This is a genomic window from Streptomyces sp. SID13726 (assembly GCF_010548375.1).
Lineage (GTDB): Bacteria > Actinomycetota > Actinomycetes > Streptomycetales > Streptomycetaceae > Streptomyces.
The window spans coordinates 14,742-33,392 of the sequence record NZ_JAAGLY010000001.1 but is presented as its reverse complement, the minus strand read 5'-3'; the positions used below and the strand labels follow the sequence as shown (position 1 = coordinate 33,392).

The following is an 18,651-nucleotide window of genomic DNA, read 5'->3' as shown; positions in this document are numbered from 1 at the left end:
CCCCGCGTCGTCCCCGACCCCGTCGCCGCCCGGCCCGGCAGAACCCCCGTCGCCCTCTGCGCCCCGCCCCAGCGGAGCGTCCTCGTACTCGGCCCAGTCGGTTCGCCGTGTCACAGGATCAGCTCTTGGCCGCCGGAGCCTTGGCCTTCGTCGCCTTCGCGGCAGCCGGACCCGGCACCTTCGCGGCGTCGTCGGCGGCCGGTGCGGCGGAGACCGCGGCGTCCGCTCCCGGCTCGGCGGCAGGCTCCTGCGGACGCACGCCGACGCCCAGCTTCTCCTTGATCTTCTTCTCGATCTCGTTGGCCAGGTCGGGGTTGTCCTTCAGGAAGTTGCGCGCGTTCTCCTTGCCCTGGCCGAGCTGGTCGCCCTCGTACGTGTACCAGGCACCGGCCTTGCGCACGAAGCCGTGCTCCACGCCCATGTCGATCAGACCGCCCTCGCGGCTGATGCCCTGGCCGTAGAGGATGTCGAACTCGGCCTGCTTGAAGGGCGGCGCGACCTTGTTCTTGACGACCTTGACGCGGGTGCGGTTGCCGACCGCGTCGGTGCCGTCCTTCAGGGTCTCGATACGGCGGATGTCCATGCGCACCGAGGCGTAGAACTTCAGCGCGCGACCACCGGTCGTGGTCTCCGGCGAGCCGAACATCACGCCGATCTTCTCGCGCAGCTGGTTGATGAAGATCGCCGTGGTCTTGGACTGGTTGAGCGCGCTGGTGATCTTCCGCAGGGCCTGGCTCATCAGTCGGGCCTGGAGACCGACGTGGCTGTCGCCCATCTCGCCCTCGATCTCCGCGCGCGGGACGAGCGCCGCGACGGAGTCGATGACGATGAGGTCGAGGGCGCCGGAGCGGACCAGCATGTCCACGATCTCCAGGGCCTGCTCGCCGTTGTCCGGCTGGGACAGGATGAGGTTGTCGACGTCGACGCCGAGCTTGCGCGCGTACTCGGGGTCGAGGGCGTGCTCCGCGTCCACGAAGGCCACCTGGCCGCCGGCTCGCTGGGCGTTGGCCACCGCGTGCAGGGTCAGGGTCGTCTTGCCGGAGGACTCCGGTCCGTACACCTCCACCACTCGGCCGCGCGGGATGCCGCCGACGCCGAGCGCGACGTCGAGCGCGGTCGACCCGGTGGGGATGACCTCGATGGGCTCGTTCGGCCGCTCGCCCATGCGCATGACCGCGCCCTTGCCGAACTGCCGTTCAATCTGTGCGAGCGCGGCGTCGAGCGCCTTCTCGCGGTCGGTTCCTGCCATGGGTTCCACCCGATTTGCTTGAGTCGATCGCTTCACGTCAAAGACGCTAACGCCTGCCACTGACAATGCGCCCCGACGCCCGTCCGGCCTGTGGATAACTCAGGCGCTTCTCCATGCAAACCATGTCGAAACGCCCGCCGTCGGCTTCACCGGCGCTTCCATAAGAATGGATGTTCGATTTTCGTGTCAAGCGCACCACGCGGCACCCGGACCACTTCCTGCGACGCGTTCCGACGACCCTCTCGCCCCCGCTCCGGCTACTCCCCGCGGCGTACTCCGGGTGCCTTCGGCGGTACGACGACCGGGCGGGGCGTTCTCGCGAACCTTGAGCCATGCAGACCACGCCGAGCACGCCGAGCACGCCGAGCACGCGAGAAATCCCCCGGCCCGCCACTCCGCACGGCACGCCGCACGGCACCGGGGCAGCCCGTCCCCCGGCCGCCGTCCCGCCCGGTCGCGTCATCCCGCTCGTGACGGCGGGCCTGCCGGCCTGGCGCCCCAACCCCGGGACGGCCGGACTCGCCCTCGGCGTCGGCCTGTTCCTCGGCGTCGGCGCGATCCTGACCCCGGACACCGGCGACCACCTCGCCTCGGGGGACCCCGCGCTCATCGCCTCGACGGTCGCCGAACTCGTCGCCCTGGCCGCCCTGGTGATCGCCGGTGCCGCCGCCGTCCTGTCCCGGAAGGGAGCGCGGACCTGATGGAGCCGGTCCCGGCGCGGGCGCCCGCGGTGCCGACACGGACGTCGTTGCCACGGCCGTCCGGCGCCCGTCGTGTGGAGCGGCTCTGCCACGCCACGGGAGTCGTCCTGATCCTCTCGGGGCTCGCGCACCTGGTGGTGTTCGCCGTGGACGGCGGCCCCTGGGACGGACCCGTCTCCTGGCGCAAGCCGGTGACGTTCGGGCTGTCCTTCGGGGCGACCCTGATCGCGGTCACCTGGGTCACGTCGTATCTCCGCGTCCGCACCCGCCCGCGCGCCCTGCTGCTCACCGTGTTCGCGGCCGACTGCGTGGTGGAGGTCGGCGGCATCACGCTCCAGGCGTGGCGCGGGGTGCCCTCACACCTCGACATGGAGACGCCCTTCGACACAGCGGTGTCGATGACGCTGGCGGTGGGCGGCGGTGTCCTCGTGGTGCTGCTGACGCTGTTCGCCCTCGCGGCCTTCCGGCACCGGCCCTCGGGCCCGCCGGGGATGGACCTCGCGGTGCGGTCCGGGTTCGCGATCCTGCTCGTCGCACTCGCCTCGGGCGCCGCGATGATCGCGCGCGGTGTGGTCCTCACCCGCACCGGCCACCAAGAGGCGGCGTACCACTCGACCGCCCCGCTCAAGCCGTTGCACGGCGTGAGCCTGCACGCGATCCTGGTCCTGCCCGCGCTGGCCTGGCTGCTGTCCCGCACACGGTGGAGCGAGACGCTACGGCGGCGGCTCCTGTACGCGGCGATCGGCTGCTACGTCACGGCGGTCGTCGGTGCCGGGGCGTGGGCCGTGCTCACCTACTGAACCCGCTGAGCCTCCTGTGAGCCTTCGGCCCCTCCTGAACCCGCTGAGCCTTCTGTGGGCCTTCCGCCCTTCCTGAACCCGCTGAGCCTCCTGTCGGACCTTCCGACCCCCTGAACCGGCGTCCTCAGGCAGAGCCGTCGCCACCGCCGTCGCCCTCCCCGTCGGCGGAGTCCTCCGGCCCCTGTCTCCGCCGCTCCCACAGCGCACGCGCGCGCGTGACCGGTGAGGGCCCCTCGCCCCGCTTCCGGTGGCCGTGGACCCGGGGATCGTCCGTGACGGCGTACCGCTTCACGTACGCCCCCAGGAACGCCTGGAGCGTGGCGACCGCCGGGATGGCGATCAAGGCGCCGACGGCACCGAGGAGAGCGGTGCCCGCGATGACCGAGCCGAAGGCGACCGCGGGGTGGATGTCGACGGTCTTCGAGGTCAGCTTGGGCTGGAGCACGTAGTTCTCAAACTGCTGGTAGATCACCACGAAGATCAGCACCCACAGCGCGTACCAGGGGTCGACGGTGAAGGCGATCAGCATGGGCAGGGCGCCCGCGAGATAGGTGCCGATGGTCGGGATGAACTGCGAGACCAGGCCCACCCACACGGCGAGCACGGGCGCGTACGGCACCTCGAGGGCCTGGAGCAGGATGAAGTGCGCGACTCCGGAGACGAGCGCCATCAGACCGCGCGAGTAGATGTAGCCGCCGGTCTTGTCGACGGCGATCTCCCACGCGCGCAGCACCTCGGCCTGCCGGGCGGGCGGCAGGACGGAGCAGATCGCGCGGCGCAGCCGGGGGCCGTCGGCGGCGAAGTAGAACGAGAACAGCCCGATGGTCAACAGCTGGAAGAGACCGCCGAGCACCTGCGCGGACACGTCCAGGACGCCGGTGGCGCTGTTCTGCACGTAGTTGCGCAGCCAGTCGGAGCGGAGCAGCCCCTCCTGGACGTCCACCCGCTTCAGATCAGTGTGGAAGTGGCCGTTGACCCAGCTGATGACGGAGTCGAGGTAGTCCGGGAAGTCCTCGACGATCTTGATGATCTGTCCGGCGAGCATCGAGCCGAGCAGCACGACGAATCCCGCGGACGCGATCAGCACCGCGAAGAAGACGAGGAAGGTGGCGAGCCCCCTGCGCATGCCCCGCGCGGCCATCTTGCTCACCGCGGGCTCGATGGCCAGGGCCAGGAAGAACGCGATGAGGATGTTGATCAGCAGCCCGATGAGCTGGTGGAAGGCCCAACTGCCGAGCTGGAACACGGCGATGAGGGCGAGCGCCAGCACCATGGCGCGCGGCAGCCAGCGCGGCATGCGGGAGTCGGGTCCGGCCGGGGGCCGCGTGGGCGGCGTGGTGCCGAACGGGGATGCGTGCGGGGCTGCCTGCCCGGCCTCGTCAGTGGGTGCCACGGAGCAAGTCTCGCCCACCGGACTGACAATCTGCTGCCGTCCTGCGATCTTCGTGACCGGTCAGTGCCTGTTCCGTGAGATGTTCACGGCGGAAGAGCACTTCTCCCCTGAACGTTCACGACCGCTCAGTGCCGCTCACCCGGAACGTTCATGACGGTGCAGACCACCCGCCACACGTCCTTGGCGTCCCAGCCGGAGTCCAGCGCCTCGTGCACCGTCCGGCCACCGAGCTCCGTCATCACGTGATCGCGCGCGAAGGTGTCGGCGTACCCCGGACCGAAGTGTTCCGCCATCCGCTGCCAGAAGACCGTCAACCGCATGACTCCAGTATCCCGCCCCTGAGAGTGGGCCTCGGCCGGGACCGCTTGCCGAGACCGCTTTCCGCCCTACGGTCTGACGCATGCCCGAAACAGGAGCTTCCCCACTCCCCCAGGCGTCACCGGCGCACTCCCCGCTCTTCCGCGCCGAGCACTTCGTCTGGCTCACCGCGCGCGTGCTGGAACAACGCCTGTTCGCGTACCACTTCCTGCACGGCGACGCCGACCCGGTGGAGACGGCCCTGGACGCCTACCGCAACGCGGACGGCGGCTACGGCCACGCCCTGGAGCCCGACCTGCGCGGCCCGGTCAGCCAGCCCCTGCACACCGGTCACGCGCTGCGGGTCCTGGACGCCGTCGGACGCTGCGGCGGACAGCGTGTGGAGCGCGTGTGCCGCTATCTCACCTCGGTGTCCGCCCCGGACGGTGCCCTCCCCGCGGTCACGCCCGCCCAGCGCGGCTACCCCACGGCCCCTTCCCTACCGGTCGTGGACACCCCGCGGAGCGAGCTGCTCAGCACCGGCCCGGTGGTCGGCCTCCTGCACGCCAACGAGGTGTGGCACGCCTGGCTGTTCCGGGCCACGGACTTCTGCTGGCAGGCGGTGGAGTCCCTCCGGGAGTCCCACCCCCGCGAGATCCGGGCCGCCGTGACCTTCCTCGACGCCGTCCCCGACCGCCCACGCGCGGAGGCCGCCGCCGACCGTCTGGGCCGCCTGGTCCGCGAGCAGGGCCTGGCCGTGCTGGACCCGTCCGACGACAGCCCGGCCGAGCCCCACCTCCCGCACGACTACGCGAGCACACCGGACTCCCTCGCGCGCGCGTGGTTCACCGATGAGGAGATGACCCGCTCACTGGACTTCCTCGCGGCCGAGCAGCAGGACGACGGCGGCTGGCCGACCCGCCGGAGCCACTGGACCCCGAGCGCCGCGGTGGAGTCCCGCCCGATCGCGACGGTGGAGGCGCTGCGCACCTTGCGGGCGTACGGCCGCACCGTGGGCTGAGCCGACCCGCGCACCCCGCGGATCACACCCCCAGGGCCCGCACCCCGGCCGTCACGACGACCGCGGCCGCGACGACGAGCAGAAACGGAGCCCGCAGCAACAGCGCGACGGCGGCCGCGGCGAGCCCGGCGGCCCGGGCGTCGAGCACCGGCACCCGTCCGTCGGCGAAGGTCTGCTGCGCGGTGAGCGCGGCCAGCAGAGCCACCGGCAGCAGCGCGGCGAGACGCTTCACCAGAGGACGGTCAAGGACTCCGGCGGGCACGAGCAGCCCGGCGAGCTTGACGGCGTAGCACCCGAGGGCGGTGGCGCCGATCGCGATCCAGGTGTTCACAGCGCCTCCTCCGATCCCCGCTCCCGCTCCCGCCGCCCCCGCACCCACAGGACGACGGGCGCGGCCAGCGCGGCGGCCAGCACCGGTACCCCGGCGGGCAGCACAGGAAGCAGTCCGAGCCCGAGAATCACGGCGAGCCCGGCCACCGTCCGCTCGGTCTCGGTCTTGAGCATGGGCGCGAGCAACGCCAGAAAGACGGCGGGCCCGGCCGCATCCAGCCCCCACGCGCGCGTGTCCCCGATCGCGTCGGCACCCAGCGCACCCAGCAGGGTCGTGAGATTCCACAGGAGGTACAGGCTGAGCCCGGTGACGGCGAACCCGATCCGCGCGGAACGCCGCGTGGGCTGCGCCAGCGAGACCGCCGTCGTCTCGTCGATCACCCATTGCGCGGCGAACGGCCGCAGCACCTTGGGAAGAGCGAGCAACTGCGACAGCCGCAGCCCGTAGAACGCGTTGCGCACCCCCAGAAAGAAGGCACCGGCGGCCGCGGTGAGAGGACTCCCGCCGGCCGCGAGCGCCCCCACGAGCGCGAACTGCGAGGCCCCGGTGAACACCAGGAGGCTGAGCGCACAGGTCTGCGCCAAGGTGAGCCCGCTGCCCGCCGAGGTCACCCCGAAGGCGAACCCGGAGAGCCCGACGGCGACGCCGACCCCGAGGGCGTCCCGTACGACGGCTGCGTCGGGCTTTCCTCCGCCGGCATGGATATCTGGGGGAGCTGTTCGTTCTGCCACGCCTCGGACGGTACGAGGAGCCGCCCCGACGGGTCTTGTACGTTCTTGCGCTCCCGCTGGTAGGCCCCCGGAGGGACACCGACGATCCGGGCGAAGTGCCGGTTCAGATGAGGCTGGTCGGTGAACCCGACCGCGACAGCGACAGCAGCCGGACTGTCCCCCGCGTCCAGCAACCGCTGGGCCCGCCGCACCCGCGCATCCGTCAGCCAGGCATGCGGCGGCATCCCGTAGACACCCCGGAACGCCCGCAGCAACGCGAACGGACCGGTCCCGAGCTCAACGGCCAGCCTCTCCAGCGTCGGCGGCTCGACCATCCGCTCCTCCAGCACGGCACGCGCGCGCTCCGCCACCCGGGCCCCGGCCGACCGCACGTCCCGCTCCGGCAGCACCCCGCCGTTCACCCGCAGCAACCGCGTCACGGCGACCCGCAACAACGTGTCGGCGGCCAGCGCGTTCCCCTCCTCCGCCGCCCGCAGCACCTGGTGCACCAGCCCGACGGCATACGGATCATCGACCACCGGCCTCACGAACCCAGGCGTACCGCGCAGCGAAGTCGTCTCGGCAGCGATCTCGGCGACAACCTCGGGCGACGGATAGACAGCCCCGTACCGCCACCCCTCAGGCACCCCGGCCCTCCCCGTATGAGCCGTATCGGGATTGACCAACGCCAGCGCCCCGGCCCCCGCGTACTGATCGGCCCCCCGATGATGAAAAACCTCCACCCCACCCGCAATAGCGGCAATCACAAAGTTCTCATGCGTATGCCGCACAAACGTCTTCCGCACATACCGAGCCCGCAGCAGATCAACCCCGGGCAACTCGGCATACCGCCAATGCCGCGCCCGCTCCCTGGAACCCATGCCTCCATTGTCACGCCATTGGGAGCACGGGGTTCGATTGGACGGCGGGTGCGGGTCAGTCGTGGCTGGTCGCGCAGTTCCCCGCGCCCCTAGGTGGGTGCAGCCGCCGACGGTGCGAAGGGGCCGGGGTGGGGGGTGTCCGCCCGCAGCGGCCGGCGTCCGTTATCCCGTACTGCTGGAGGGACCGAGCCGCCGGACCGAGGACGGATACCCCCCACCCCGGCCCCGACCCACAACGCACCCGCACGCGCTACGCAAGCCCCCACCGGGGCCGAACGGGCCGCCGCAGGCCTCAGGGGCGCGGGGAACTGCGCAAAAACGCCCGCCCCCACCGAACCCGCACCCAACCACCCACCCACCAACCCGCCGAAGCCCCCGGTTGTCAGACCCAAGGTGCACGATGGACCCATGTCCAGCCCAACACCCCGCCACCCCCTAACCGGCTTCTCCCCCGCAACCCGAGGCTGGTTCACAGGCGCCTTCGACGCCCCCACCACCGCCCAGGCAGGCGCATGGCAAGCCATCGCCCAGGGCTCGGACGTACTGGTCGTCGCCCCCACCGGCTCCGGCAAAACCCTCGCCGCCTTCCTCGCCGCCCTGGACCAGCTGACCTCCACACCCCCACCCGCGGACCCCAAGAAGCGCTGCCGAGTCCTCTACGTCTCCCCCCTCAAGGCCCTCGCCGTAGACGTGGAGCGCAACCTCCGCAGCCCCCTCACCGGCATCCGCCAGGAATCCGTCCGCCTGGGCCTCCCCGAACCCGAGGTCAAGGTAGGCATCCGCTCCGGCGACACCCCCGCCACCGAGCGCCGAGCCCTCGCCACCCGCCCCCCGGACATCCTGATCACCACCCCGGAATCCCTGTTCCTGATGCTGACGTCGGCGACCCGGGACGCCCTCACCGGCATCGAGACAGTGATCCTCGACGAGGTGCACGCGGTCGCCGGCACCAAGCGCGGTGCCCACCTCGCCCTCTCCCTGGAGCGCCTGGACGAACTGCTCCCGAAGCCGGCCCGCCGGATCGGCCTGTCCGCCACGGTCCGCCCCGTGGACGAGATCGCCCGCTACCTCTCCCCCCAGCGCAAGGTGGAGATCGTCCAGCCGAAGTCAGGCAAGGAGTTCGACCTCTCGGTGGTGGTCCCGGTGGAGGACCTCGGCGAACTGGGAGGCTCCCCGGTAGCCGACGGCAAGAGCGGCGGCGACGAAGGCGCGGAACGCCCCTCGATCTGGCCCCACGTCGAGGAGCGCATCACCGACCTCGTCCAGTCCCACCGCTCCACGATCGTCTTCGCGAACTCCCGCCGCCTCGCGGAACGCCTCTGCAACCGCCTCAACGAGATCGCGTACGAGCGCGCCACCGGTGAACCCCTGGAGCAGCACCACGCCCCGGCCGAACTCATGGGCGGCTCCGGCGCGGCCCAGGGCGCCCCCCAGGTCATCGCCCGAGCCCACCACGGCTCGGTCTCGAAGGAACAGCGCGCCCTCGTCGAAGAAGACCTGAAGGCGGGCCGCCTTCCCGCCGTCGTGGCCACCTCCAGCCTCGAACTCGGCATCGACATGGGCGCGGTCGACCTCGTGATCCAGGTCGAGTCACCCCCCTCCGTCGCCTCCGGCCTGCAACGCGTCGGCCGCGCGGGCCACCAGGTCGGCGCCGTCTCCACCGGCGTGGTCTTCCCGAAGTACCGCGGCGACCTCGTCCAGGCGGCGGTCGTCACGGAACGCATGCGCACCGGCTCCATCGAGTCCCTCAGGGTCCCCGCGAACCCCTTGGACGTCCTCGCCCAGCAGCTGGTGGCGATGACGTCGATGGACACCTGGCAGCTCGACGACCTCCTGGCCACGGTCCGCAGGGCGGCCCCCTTCGCCGCCCTCCCCGAGTCCGCGTTCACCGCGGTCCTCGACATGCTCGCCGGCCGCTATCCCTCCGACGCCTTCGCGGAACTGCGCCCGCGCGTGGTGTGGGACCGCATCGCCGGCACGATCACCGGCCGCCCCGGCGCCCAGCGCCTCGCCGTCACCTCCGGCGGCACCATCCCCGACCGCGGCCTCTTCGGCGTCTTCCTCGCCGGTGCCGACCCCAAGAAGGGCGGCGGAAGGGTCGGCGAGCTGGACGAGGAGATGGTCTACGAGTCGCGCGTGGGAGACGTCTTCACGCTCGGCACCAGCTCCTGGCGCATCGAGGACATCACCCGCGACCGCGTCCTGGTCTCCCCCGCCCCCGGCGTCCCCGGCCGGCTCCCCTTCTGGAAGGGCGACCAGCTGGGCCGCCCGCTCGAACTGGGCCGCGCGGTGGGCGCGTTCCTCCGCGAGGTCGGCTCCCTGCCCAAGGAGGACGCCCGCCTGCGCCTGCTCGCCGCGGGCCTGGACGCCTGGGCGGCGGACAACGTCCTGTCCTACCTCGACGAACAGCGCGAGGCCTGCGGCCACGTCCCGGACGACCGCACCATCGTCGTGGAGCGCTTCCGCGACGAACTCGGCGACTGGCGGGTCGTCGTCCACTCCCCCTTCGGCGCCCAGGTGCACGCCCCCTGGGCCCTGGCCCTCGGCGCCAAGCTCTCCGAGCGCTACGGCATGGACGCCCAGGTCATGCACGCCGACGACGGCATCGTCCTACGGCTGCCCGACGCCGACCTGATGAGCCTGGACCTGCTCGACCAGGAGCCCATGAAGGCGGGCACGGAGTACGACGCCGAGCAGGCCCCCGTGGGCGCCGCGGACGTCGTCTTCGAGAAGGGCGAGGTCGACCGGATCGTCACCGACCAGGTCGGCGGTTCTGCTCTGTTCGCCTCCCGCTTCCGCGAGTGCGCCGCCCGCGCGCTGCTGCTCCCCCGCCGCAACCCCGGCAAGCGCACCCCCCTGTGGCAGCAGCGCCAGCGCGCCTCCCAACTGCTCCAGGTGGCCAGCGAGTTCGGCTCGTTCCCGATCGTCCTGGAGGCGGTCCGCGAGTGCCTCCAGGACGTCTTCGACGTACCCGGACTGGTCGAGCTGATGGGCGACCTGGAGTCCCGCAAGGTCCGCCTCGTCGAGGTCACCACCCCCGAGCCCTCGCCCTTCGCCCGCTCCCTCCTCTTCGGCTACGTCGCCCAGTTCCTGTATGAGGGCGACTCCCCGTTGGCCGAGCGCCGGGCCGCCGCCCTCTCGCTGGACTCCCGTCTGCTGGCGGAGCTGCTGGGCCAGGCGGAGCTGCGCGAACTGCTCGACGCCGAGGTGCTGACGGAGCTGGAGCGGGAGCTCCAGTGGCGCACCGAGGACCGCCGCGTCAAGGACGCCGAGGGCGTCGCGGACCTCCTGCGCCTGCTCGGCCCGCTCACGGACGCCGAGTTGGCCGAGCGGGGCGCCGAGCCGCAGTGGGCGCAGGACCTCGCCCGAGCCCGCCGCACCATCAAGGTCCGTATCGCCGGCGCCGACCACTGGTCCGCGATCGAGGACGCGGGCCGCCTGCGCGACGCGCTCGGCACAGCGCTGCCCGTCGGTGTCCCGGAGGCCTTCACCGAGCCCGTGAAAGACCCGCTCGGCGATCTCCTCGCACGGTACGCGCGCACCCACGGCCCGTTCACCTCGGCGACGGCGGCGGCTCGCTTCGGCCTGGGCACGGCGGTCACCGAGGGCGCGCTCCAGCGTCTCGCCGCGAGCGGCCGTGTCGTACAGGGAGAGTTCCACCCGGCGGGCATCGGCCAGGAGTGGTGCGACGCGACAGTCCTGCGCAGGCTGCGCCGCCGTTCCCTGGCCGCTCTGCGCCACGAACTCGAACCGGTGCCGCCGCCCGCCCTCGCCCAGTTCCTCCCGCAGTGGCAGCACATCGGCCGGGGCCACTCCCTGCGCGGCGTCGACGGACTGGTGCGCGCGGTCGAGCAGCTGCAGGGCGCCTCCGTGCCCGCGTCCGCCCTGGAGAAGCTCGTCCTGCCGTCCCGCGTCATGAACTACACCCCGGCCATGCTCGACGAACTCACCTCCGCCGGGGAACTCGTCTGGGCCGGAGCCGGCGCGCTCCCCGGCAAGGACGGCTGGGTCTCCCTGTACCTGGCGGACGCGGCCCCGCTCCTCCTGCCACCGCCTCACCCCCTGGAGCTGACGGCGCTCCACCAGTCCGTCCTGGACACCCTGTCCGGCGGCTACGGCCTGTTCTTCCGCCAGATCGCCGACCAGGTCCGCGCCACCACCCACCCCGACGCCACCGATCCCCAACTCGCCGACGCCGTCTGGGATCTGACCTGGTCCGGCCGGCTCACCAACGACACCCTCGCCCCCATGCGCTCCCTGCTGGGCTCCGGCCGCACCGCGGGCTCCACCGCCCACCGCGCCAAGCGCACGGTCCCGCGCGGCCGCTACGGCTCCCTCACCGCCGCCGCCCGCACCGCCTCCCGCTCGGGCCCGCCGACCGTCGCCGGCCGCTGGTCCCTGCTGCCGCAGCGCGACTCCGACCCCACCGTGCGCGCCCACGCCCTCGCCCGCACCCTCCTGGACCGCCACGGCGTGGTCACCCGGGGAGCCGTGGCCGCCGAGGGCGTGGAGGGCGGCTTCTCAGCGACGTACCGCATCCTCTCCGTCTTCGAGGAGAGCGGCCAGGCCCGCCGCGGCTACGTCGTCGAGGGCCTCGGCGCCGCCCAGTTCGCCATGGACGGCGCGGTCGACCGCCTCCGAGCGGTGTCCAACGCCCGAGACCGCGGCGAACCCACTCCGACCGACACCCCGGACAACACCGCCGCCGACAACTGGCCCCCGTTCACCCCCGGCACCTTCGACTCGTCCCCTGCCGACGGAACCGCCACCGAGGACTTCAACTGGACAGAGGCCTTCGGCCCCTTCGACCCACCCACGGACCAGTTCAACCACGACCCCGACGGCACCCCGCACCCCCCGTCCTCCCCCACGACCCGAGACGAATACATCTCCCCCAGCGACTTCCCACCCCACCCTCTCCCCCCGCACTGGCAGACCACCCCCACCCCCGGCTTCGGCAACCGCAGGCCCACCCCCGCCGACGCCTCCCGAGCCGTACTCCTCGCGGCGGCCGACCCCGCCAACGCCTACGGCGCCGCCCTCCCCTGGCCCGACCCCCCGACCGACGCCGGCCACAAACCGGGCCGCAAGGCGGGCTCCCTGGTGGTCCTGGTGGACGGCGAGCTGACCCTGTACATGGAGCGCGGCGGCAAGACCCTCCTGGCCTGGCCCACGACCCCCGACACCACCCCCACCGACGACCCCCGCCTCCACACAGCGGCAGAATCCCTGGCCAAAGCCGCAAAGGCAGGTTCCCTAGGCACGGTCACCCTGGAACGCATCAACGGCACCCCAGCCCTGACGTCCCCCATAGGCACCCTCCTGGAGTCAGCGGGCTTCATCGCCACCCCAAGGGGCCTGAGGCTACGAGCCTGAGCCCCACCTGGCGCCCCACGACACCCCGCAGCCGCCAACGACGAGAACCCCCACAGGGGCCACCCGCACCCGACCACGAAAGCAGTACGGGTGGTGCGAGTGGGAACCCAAAACGGCCGAAGGCGAAGCCGAGGCCGCACGCACCACCCACCGCCGACCACCCACCGCCCACCCCCATGCCACCCTGGAAACATGCCCGAAGGAGACACGGTCTGGCAGTCCGCGACCCGCCTGCACAACGCCCTCGCAGGCAGGCCCCTCACCCGCAGCGACCTGAGGGTCCCCAAATACGCCACAGCCGACCTCACCGGCCGCAAGGTCCTGGACGTCACCCCTCGCGGCAAACACCTCCTCACCAGGATCGAGGGCAACCTGACCCTCCACTCCCACCTCCGCATGGACGGCTCCTGGCGGATCTACACCACCACCCAGCGCTGGACCGGCGGCCCCACCCACCAGATCCGCGCGATCCTCGGCACCACCGACCGCACAGCCGTCGGCTACCGCCTCCCCGTCCTGGAACTGATCCGCACCACGGACGAGCACAAGGCCGTGGGCCACCTGGGCCCCGACCTCCTCGGCCCGGACTGGAACCCCGAGACGGCCCTCGCGAACCTCCTCCAGGACCCCGCCCGCCCTCTCGGCGAGGCCCTCCTCGACCAGCGCAACCTCGCCGGCATCGGCAACATCTACAAGAGCGAACTCTGCTTCCTGCTCGGCGCCACCCCGTGGCTGCCCATCGGCGCCCTCCCCGCCGACCGCGCCACCCACCTCCCCGTGCTCGCCAAGAAGCTCCTGGAGGCCAACCGCGACCGCCCGGTCCGCAGCACGACCGGCCGCCGCGGCCAGGACCTGTTCGTCTACGGCCGCGCACCCCGCCCCTGCCTCCGCTGCCACACCTCCATCCGCACCGCCGACCAGGGCGACGGCTCCCGCGAACGCCCCACCTACTGGTGCCCGAACTGCCAGACCGGCCCGGCCCCGGGCCCCCAGCGCGGAACACCAGCCGGAAAACAACCCAGAACCCCACGCCGTACGACCAATTGACGCACCGTCAGAAACGCTCGTACCGTCGCTCCATGGCCGTCAGCGCGTACGACCTCACCGGACGCACCGCCTTCGTCACCGGCGCCGCCGGCGGAATCGGCCGCGCCACCGCCGTACTGCTCGCCGAGGCGGGTGCGACCGTGCACTGCGCCGACCGCGACGCCCAGGGCCTGCACGAGACGGTGACCCTGATCAAGGACACCGGCGGCACCGCCCGCACCCACCCCCTGGACGTCACCGACCGCGACCGGCTCCGCGAGGCCATCACCTCCTGCGAGCACCTGGACGTCCTCGCCGCGATCGCCGGCATCATGCACAGCAGCCCGGTCCTGGAGACGAGGGACGAAGACCTCGACCGCGTCCTGAACGTCAACTTCAAAGGCGTGCTCTACGCCTGCCAGGAGGCGACCCGACTGATGCTCGCCCGAAAGACACGGGGCAGCATCGTCACCATGGCCTCCGGCGCCGTGGACACCGGCGGCCCCGGCCTGCTCTGCTACGGCGCCGCGAAGGCGGCCGTCGTCCAGCTCACGAAGACCCTCGCGACCGAGGTAGGCCGCTACGGCATCCGGGTCAACGCGGTCGCCCCGGGCTGGATCCGCACCCCCATGACCGACCGCCACGACGAGGAGTCCCAGGCCCACACCGAGGCGCTCATGTCCCGCATGTCCCCCCTGAAACGGGTCGGCGAGCCCGAGGACATCGCCCACGCGGTCCTCTACCTGGCCTCGGACGCCTCATCCTTCACCACAGGCCAGATCCTCCGCCCGAACGGCGGCGTGGCCATGCCCTGGTGACACCCCCCAACCCACCCGACCCACCAAGCACCACCGAAGCACCCCGCCACCCGACACACCCCGCCCCACCCCGCTGGACCACCCCACCCCACCTCAACTCACCTCACCGATCCACCCCCGCCCGCCCACCCTCACCGGCAAGCCCCACCTCAGCCCCACCCCGCCCCACCCGCCACGCCTCACGCCACCGCCCAGCCGCCAACGCCCCCACCGCCCGCGCCTTGGGCACACAGTGCACCGGCAACAGACTCAGCCCCCACCCACCGGCCGCCACCGCCCCTTCGAGCGCCCCGGCGTCCGGCGTCAGCACCAGCCGCGCCACGGCCCACCACCACAGCGCCCCGAGCCCGAGAGCCACCCCCCGGCGCACTATCGGCCCCGCCATGCAGCCACCTCCGGCCCGGACGCTAGACGGCCGCCCTCACCCGCGGGAAGGGCGCACCAAGGGCACACGGACGCATCGCCTCGGCCGGCACCGCCCGTCGCTCCAAAGATCCACGACCCAAGATGCACGAAAACCCCGACCGGCGCCTCTCCAGATCGACGTGGGTCGACCGGAGAAGCCCGTCCGGGGCCTCGCACACTTCTTCTGGGCGCGCTGTCGGCTCTTGCCCGACCAGCGAGCGCTACGCCGCTACGACGTCCACCGCTTCGCTGGGCGCCTTGATGGTCACCCGTTCCGGTGGGACACCCTTCACCGACACGGCACCCAGCATCGGGCGCACCGGTGCCGACACCGGCTCGCTCGGGGTGGCCGCAGCGGACTGGGCCAGCTCGGCGAGGGCGAGCTCGTCGCTCACTTCCCGCATGAGCTCGGACATCCGTACGTCCAGCGCGTCGCAGATCGCGGACAGCAGCTCGGAGGAAGCCTCCTTCTGCCCCCGCTCCACCTCGGAGAGATAGCCGAGTGAGACTCGGGCGGACGAGGAGACTTCGCGCAGAGTACGGCCCTGGCGTTGGCGCTGCCGACGCAGCACGTCACCCAGCAGGCGACGGAGCAGAATCATCGGTGGCTCCCTCCTCGGACCGCGTAGCCGCATCCTTCACGCCCCACCGTACCGCCTTGCGCCGCGGCCGTGCGGGGAGCGATGTCGTGTTCACTCAGGGCTGCAAACATCAAAACCCCCCGTTCCGTTCCGTATCCTGTGCCCGCTCATTCCCGGTCTGTTCGCTCGTAAGCTCTTCCAGGAGCAGTGCGAGTACGCTCCGTACACTCTCCATACGAATTTCCGCGCGGTCGCCGTTCAACCGCAGCGCGGTCACTTTCCCGCCACCGGCTTTCGCCGAGGCGCCTTCGAAGGGCCCGTCGACGGCCACGAAAACCGTTCCGACGGGCTTGCCGTCCTGCGGTTCGGGGCCCGCGACCCCGGTGGTCGCGATGCCCCAGTCGGCGCCGAGCGCCTTGCGCACTCCGGCCGCCATCTCCGCCGCGACCTGCGGATCCACCGCTCCTCGCTCGGCCAGCAGGGTGGCGTCGACACCCAGCAGCCGGTGCTTCAGTTCGGTGGCGTAGGCCGTCACCGAACCCCGGAACGCCTGGGACGCCCCGGGCGCCGCTGTGATTTCCGCCGCAACCAGTCCACCCGTGAGCGACTCGGCGACCGCGAGCGTCTGACCCTTCACGGTGAGTAGTCGCACCACGTGGGCGGCCGGGGAATTCACGCTTCCGTCTCCTCCAACGCCGCCTCGCGCTCGGCGATTCCCTGCCTGCGCAGCACAATGGCCTGTCTCACATAGTCGAGCCCGGTCGCGACGGTCAGCAGGACCGCCACAGCCATCACCCAGAACCTCGCGGTGGCCAGCCACCCCGTCAGCGCCAGGATGTACATCCCCACGGCGATGCCCTGGCTGAGCGTCTTGAGCTTGCCGCCGCGGCTCGCCGGGATCACGCCGTACCGGATGACGAGGAAACGCAGCAGGGTGATCCCGAGTTCCCGGCCCAGGATGACGATCGTGACCCACCAGGGCAGGTCACCGAGCCCGGAGAGACAGATCAGCGCCGCTCCCATGATCGCCTTGTCGGCGATGGGGTCGGCGATCTTCCCGAAGTCGGTGACGAGGTTGTAGGTGCGCGCCAGATGCCCGTCGAACAGGTCGGTGATCATGGCGATGGCGAAGGCCGCCCAGGCGAGCGACCGCCACGCCGGGTCGTACCCGCCGTCGGCCAGCATCAGGGCGACGAAGCCGGGCACGAGGACCAGCCGGAGCATGGTCAGCAGATTGGCGATGTTCCAGACGCTGGCCTGGTTGACCGCGGCGGCCGCGATCTTCTTGCCGCGCGGGTGCTTGGCACCGGAGTCGGAGAAGCCCTCCGCATCCACCGCGGGGACGCCGTGGGCGAGAGCCTCGGCGGCCCTGCCGGAGACCACGTCCGAGGGAGCGCTCGGTGCCGCGCCGGACGCGGCGCCCGAGACCCCGCCCGCCGGTCCGCCCTTCGCAGCCGAGGGGCCACCCGCGGCGGACGCCGGAACTCCGGTCATCTGCCCGCCTCCTCACTACACCCGGGCGAGCCCGGCAGCGGCTCGGCCACCAGGTCGACACCCTCCGTACCGACCACCTTCGCCTCGACCATAAGGCCGACGCTCAGCCCTTCGCCGCTCGTGAGCAGCACCTGGCCGTCGGTCTCGGGCGCCTGGTGCGCACCGCGGCCGTACACGCCCTCGTCGTCCACCGACTCGACCAGCACGTGCACGGTCTCGCCGACCCGCTCCTCGGCGCGCTGCGAGACGAGTTCCTCGGAGAGCCGGGAGATGTGCGCCAGCCGCTCGGCCACGACGTCCTCGTCCAGCTTGTTCTCGTACGTCGCCGCCTCGGTGCCCTCCTCGTCGGAGTACCCGAAGACACCGATGGCGTCCAGTCGCGCGCCGTTCAGGAAGCGCTCCAGCTCGGCGAGGTCGGCCTCGGTCTCGCCGGGGAAGCCCACGATGAAGTTGGAGCGCACGCCGGCCTCGGGGGCCTTGCCGCGGATGGTGTCGAGGAGTTCCAGGAAGCGGTCGGTGTCGCCGAAGCGGCGCATCGCGCGCAGCACGCCGGGGGCGGAGTGCTGGAAGGACAGGTCGAAGTAGGGCATGACCTTGGGCGTGGACGTCAGCACGTCGATCAGCCCGGGCCGCATCTCGGCGGGCTGGAGGTAGCTCACACGCACGCGTTCCAGCCCGTCGACCTCGGCCAGCTCGGGCAGCAGGGACTCCAGCAGACGGATGTCGCCGAGGTCCTTGCCGTACGACGTGTTGTTCTCGGAGACCAGCATGATCTCCTTGACGCCCTGCTCGGCCAGCCAGCGCGTCTCGTTGAGCACGTCCGAGGGGCGGCGCGAGATGAAGGAGCCGCGGAAGGACGGGATGGCGCAGAAGGAGCAGCGCCGGTCGCAGCCGGAGGCGAGCTTCACCGAGGCGACCGGGGCACCGTCCAGACGGCGGCGCAGGGGCGCGCGGGGGCCGGAGGCCGGAGCGAGCCCCTCCGGAAGGTCCACGGGCGCGGGAGCCGCCTCCTCGGCCGGACCATGACCCGGCAGGGCCACGCCCGCCGCCGACTCCTGGCGCTCGGCCGGGCTGATCGGCAGCAGCTTGCGCCGGTCGCGCGGGGTGTGCGCGGCATGGATGCCACCGGAGAGGATGGTCTGGAGCCGGTCGGAGATGTCGGCGTAGTCGTCGAAGCCGAGCACTCCGTCGGCCTCGGGGAGGGCCTCGGCGAGGTCCTTGCCGTACCGCTCGGCCATGCAGCCCACCGCCACGACGGCCTGGGTTCTGCCGTGCCCCTTGAGGTCGTTGGCCTCCAGGAGGGCGTCGACGGAGTCCTTCTTGGCGGCCTCGACGAAGCCACAGGTGTTGACGACGGCGACGTCCGCGTCGGCGGCGTCCTCCACGAGATCCCAGCCGTCCGCCTCCAAACGGCCTGCGAGCTCCTCCGAGTCCACCTCGTTACGGGCGCAGCCAAGAGTGACGAGTGCGACGGTACGGCGTTCAGGCATGGGCTCAAGACTACTTCGTCCCACTGACACCCCACGTCGACGGGGTTGGCCGATCCTGGCCAACCCCGTCACGAACGC

17 protein-coding genes are annotated in these 18,651 nt (G+C 71.9%); 6 read left to right on the top strand and 11 right to left on the bottom strand.

Annotation, left to right across the window (positions count from 1 at the left end; genetic code table 11):
- Positions 1-118 precede the first annotated feature (118 nt).
- Positions 119-1,249, bottom strand: a complete 1,131-nt coding sequence (gene recA, locus G3I78_RS00130) for a recombinase RecA (RefSeq protein WP_164420634.1) — start codon at positions 1,247-1,249, stop codon at positions 119-121.
- Between the two features lie 332 nt (positions 1,250-1,581).
- Between recA and G3I78_RS00125 the strand changes: the two genes are divergently transcribed.
- Complete coding sequence (locus G3I78_RS00125; RefSeq protein ID WP_164420633.1) at positions 1,582-1,950, top strand: hypothetical protein; 369 nt, start codon at positions 1,582-1,584, stop codon at positions 1,948-1,950.
- Positions 1,950-2,750, top strand: a complete 801-nt coding sequence (locus G3I78_RS00120) for a hypothetical protein (RefSeq protein WP_239157563.1) — start codon at positions 1,950-1,952, stop codon at positions 2,748-2,750. The genes G3I78_RS00125 and G3I78_RS00120 overlap by 1 nt, the downstream gene beginning before the upstream one ends.
- A gap of 124 nt (positions 2,751-2,874) precedes the next feature.
- On the opposite strand, the gene G3I78_RS00115 is transcribed toward G3I78_RS00120, so the two are convergent.
- Together G3I78_RS00115 and G3I78_RS00110 are read right to left on the bottom strand one after the other, a co-directional pair.
- Complete coding sequence (locus G3I78_RS00115) at positions 2,875-4,143, bottom strand: AI-2E family transporter (protein ID WP_164420632.1); 1,269 nt, start codon at positions 4,141-4,143, stop codon at positions 2,875-2,877.
- Positions 4,144-4,268: 125 nt separating this feature from the next.
- Positions 4,269-4,463: a DUF3046 domain-containing protein gene (locus G3I78_RS00110; protein WP_164420631.1), complete on the bottom strand. Its 195-nt coding sequence runs from the start codon at positions 4,461-4,463 to the stop codon at positions 4,269-4,271.
- Between the two features lie 80 nt (positions 4,464-4,543).
- Here G3I78_RS00110 and G3I78_RS00105 point away from each other — a divergent pair, with 80 nt between their 5' ends.
- On the top strand, positions 4,544-5,461 hold the full coding sequence (locus tag G3I78_RS00105) for a hypothetical protein (protein WP_164420630.1): 918 nt from the start codon (positions 4,544-4,546) through the stop codon (positions 5,459-5,461).
- Between the two features lie 22 nt (positions 5,462-5,483).
- Here G3I78_RS00105 and G3I78_RS00100 read toward each other — a convergent pair whose 3' ends face one another.
- From G3I78_RS00100 to G3I78_RS00090, 3 genes are read right to left on the bottom strand one after another with little or no spacing between them, the layout of a single operon-like run.
- Positions 5,484-5,792, bottom strand: coding sequence for an AzlD domain-containing protein (locus tag G3I78_RS00100; RefSeq protein ID WP_164420628.1), 309 nt, complete (start codon positions 5,790-5,792; stop codon positions 5,484-5,486).
- Positions 5,789-6,496, bottom strand: coding sequence for an AzlC family ABC transporter permease (locus G3I78_RS00095; RefSeq protein ID WP_343243641.1), 708 nt, complete (start codon positions 6,494-6,496; stop codon positions 5,789-5,791). The genes G3I78_RS00100 and G3I78_RS00095 overlap by 4 nt, the downstream gene beginning before the upstream one ends.
- Positions 6,400-7,383 (bottom strand): AraC family transcriptional regulator, encoded by a 984-nt coding sequence (locus G3I78_RS00090; RefSeq protein WP_203614021.1) that lies wholly within the window; start codon positions 7,381-7,383, stop codon positions 6,400-6,402. The genes G3I78_RS00095 and G3I78_RS00090 overlap by 97 nt, the downstream gene beginning before the upstream one ends.
- Positions 7,384-7,791: 408 nt before the next feature.
- Between G3I78_RS00090 and G3I78_RS00085 the strand changes: the two genes are divergently transcribed.
- From G3I78_RS00085 to G3I78_RS00075, 3 genes are all read left to right on the top strand, one after another.
- Positions 7,792-12,759, top strand: coding sequence for an ATP-dependent helicase (locus G3I78_RS00085; protein ID WP_164420626.1), 4,968 nt, complete (start codon positions 7,792-7,794; stop codon positions 12,757-12,759).
- Between the two features lie 192 nt (positions 12,760-12,951).
- A complete protein-coding gene (locus G3I78_RS00080) occupies positions 12,952-13,806 on the top strand; it encodes an Fpg/Nei family DNA glycosylase (protein WP_164420625.1) in 855 nt (284 codons plus the stop codon).
- A 32-nt stretch (positions 13,807-13,838) separates the two neighbouring features.
- Positions 13,839-14,603, top strand: coding sequence for an SDR family NAD(P)-dependent oxidoreductase (locus G3I78_RS00075; protein WP_164420624.1), 765 nt, complete (start codon positions 13,839-13,841; stop codon positions 14,601-14,603).
- A gap of 103 nt (positions 14,604-14,706) precedes the next feature.
- Here the strand turns inward: G3I78_RS00075 and G3I78_RS00070 are convergent, their stop codons facing one another.
- The 5 genes from G3I78_RS00070 to rimO all read right to left on the bottom strand — a co-directional run bounded on the left by G3I78_RS00070 (position 14,707) and on the right by rimO (position 18,573).
- On the bottom strand, positions 14,707-14,988 hold the full coding sequence (locus G3I78_RS00070; protein WP_164420623.1) for a hypothetical protein: 282 nt from the start codon (positions 14,986-14,988) through the stop codon (positions 14,707-14,709).
- Positions 14,989-15,229: 241 nt separating this feature from the next.
- A complete protein-coding gene (locus tag G3I78_RS00065; protein ID WP_164420622.1) occupies positions 15,230-15,610 on the bottom strand; it encodes a helix-turn-helix transcriptional regulator in 381 nt (126 codons plus the stop codon).
- Between the two features lie 109 nt (positions 15,611-15,719).
- The gene (locus tag G3I78_RS00060; protein ID WP_164420621.1) at positions 15,720-16,265 is read right to left on the bottom strand and encodes a CinA family protein; all 546 of its coding nucleotides are present in this window, start codon (positions 16,263-16,265) and stop codon (positions 15,720-15,722) included.
- A complete protein-coding gene (gene pgsA, locus G3I78_RS00055) occupies positions 16,262-17,083 on the bottom strand; it encodes a CDP-diacylglycerol--glycerol-3-phosphate 3-phosphatidyltransferase (protein WP_164420620.1) in 822 nt (273 codons plus the stop codon). Before pgsA ends, G3I78_RS00060 begins: the two co-directional genes overlap by 4 nt.
- Positions 17,080-18,573 carry a 30S ribosomal protein S12 methylthiotransferase RimO gene (rimO, locus tag G3I78_RS00050; protein WP_164420619.1) on the bottom strand — a complete coding sequence of 498 codons (1,494 nt, stop codon included), beginning with the start codon at positions 18,571-18,573 and terminating at the stop codon, positions 17,080-17,082. The genes pgsA and rimO overlap by 4 nt, the downstream gene beginning before the upstream one ends.
- Between the last annotated feature and the right edge of the window lie 78 nt (positions 18,574-18,651).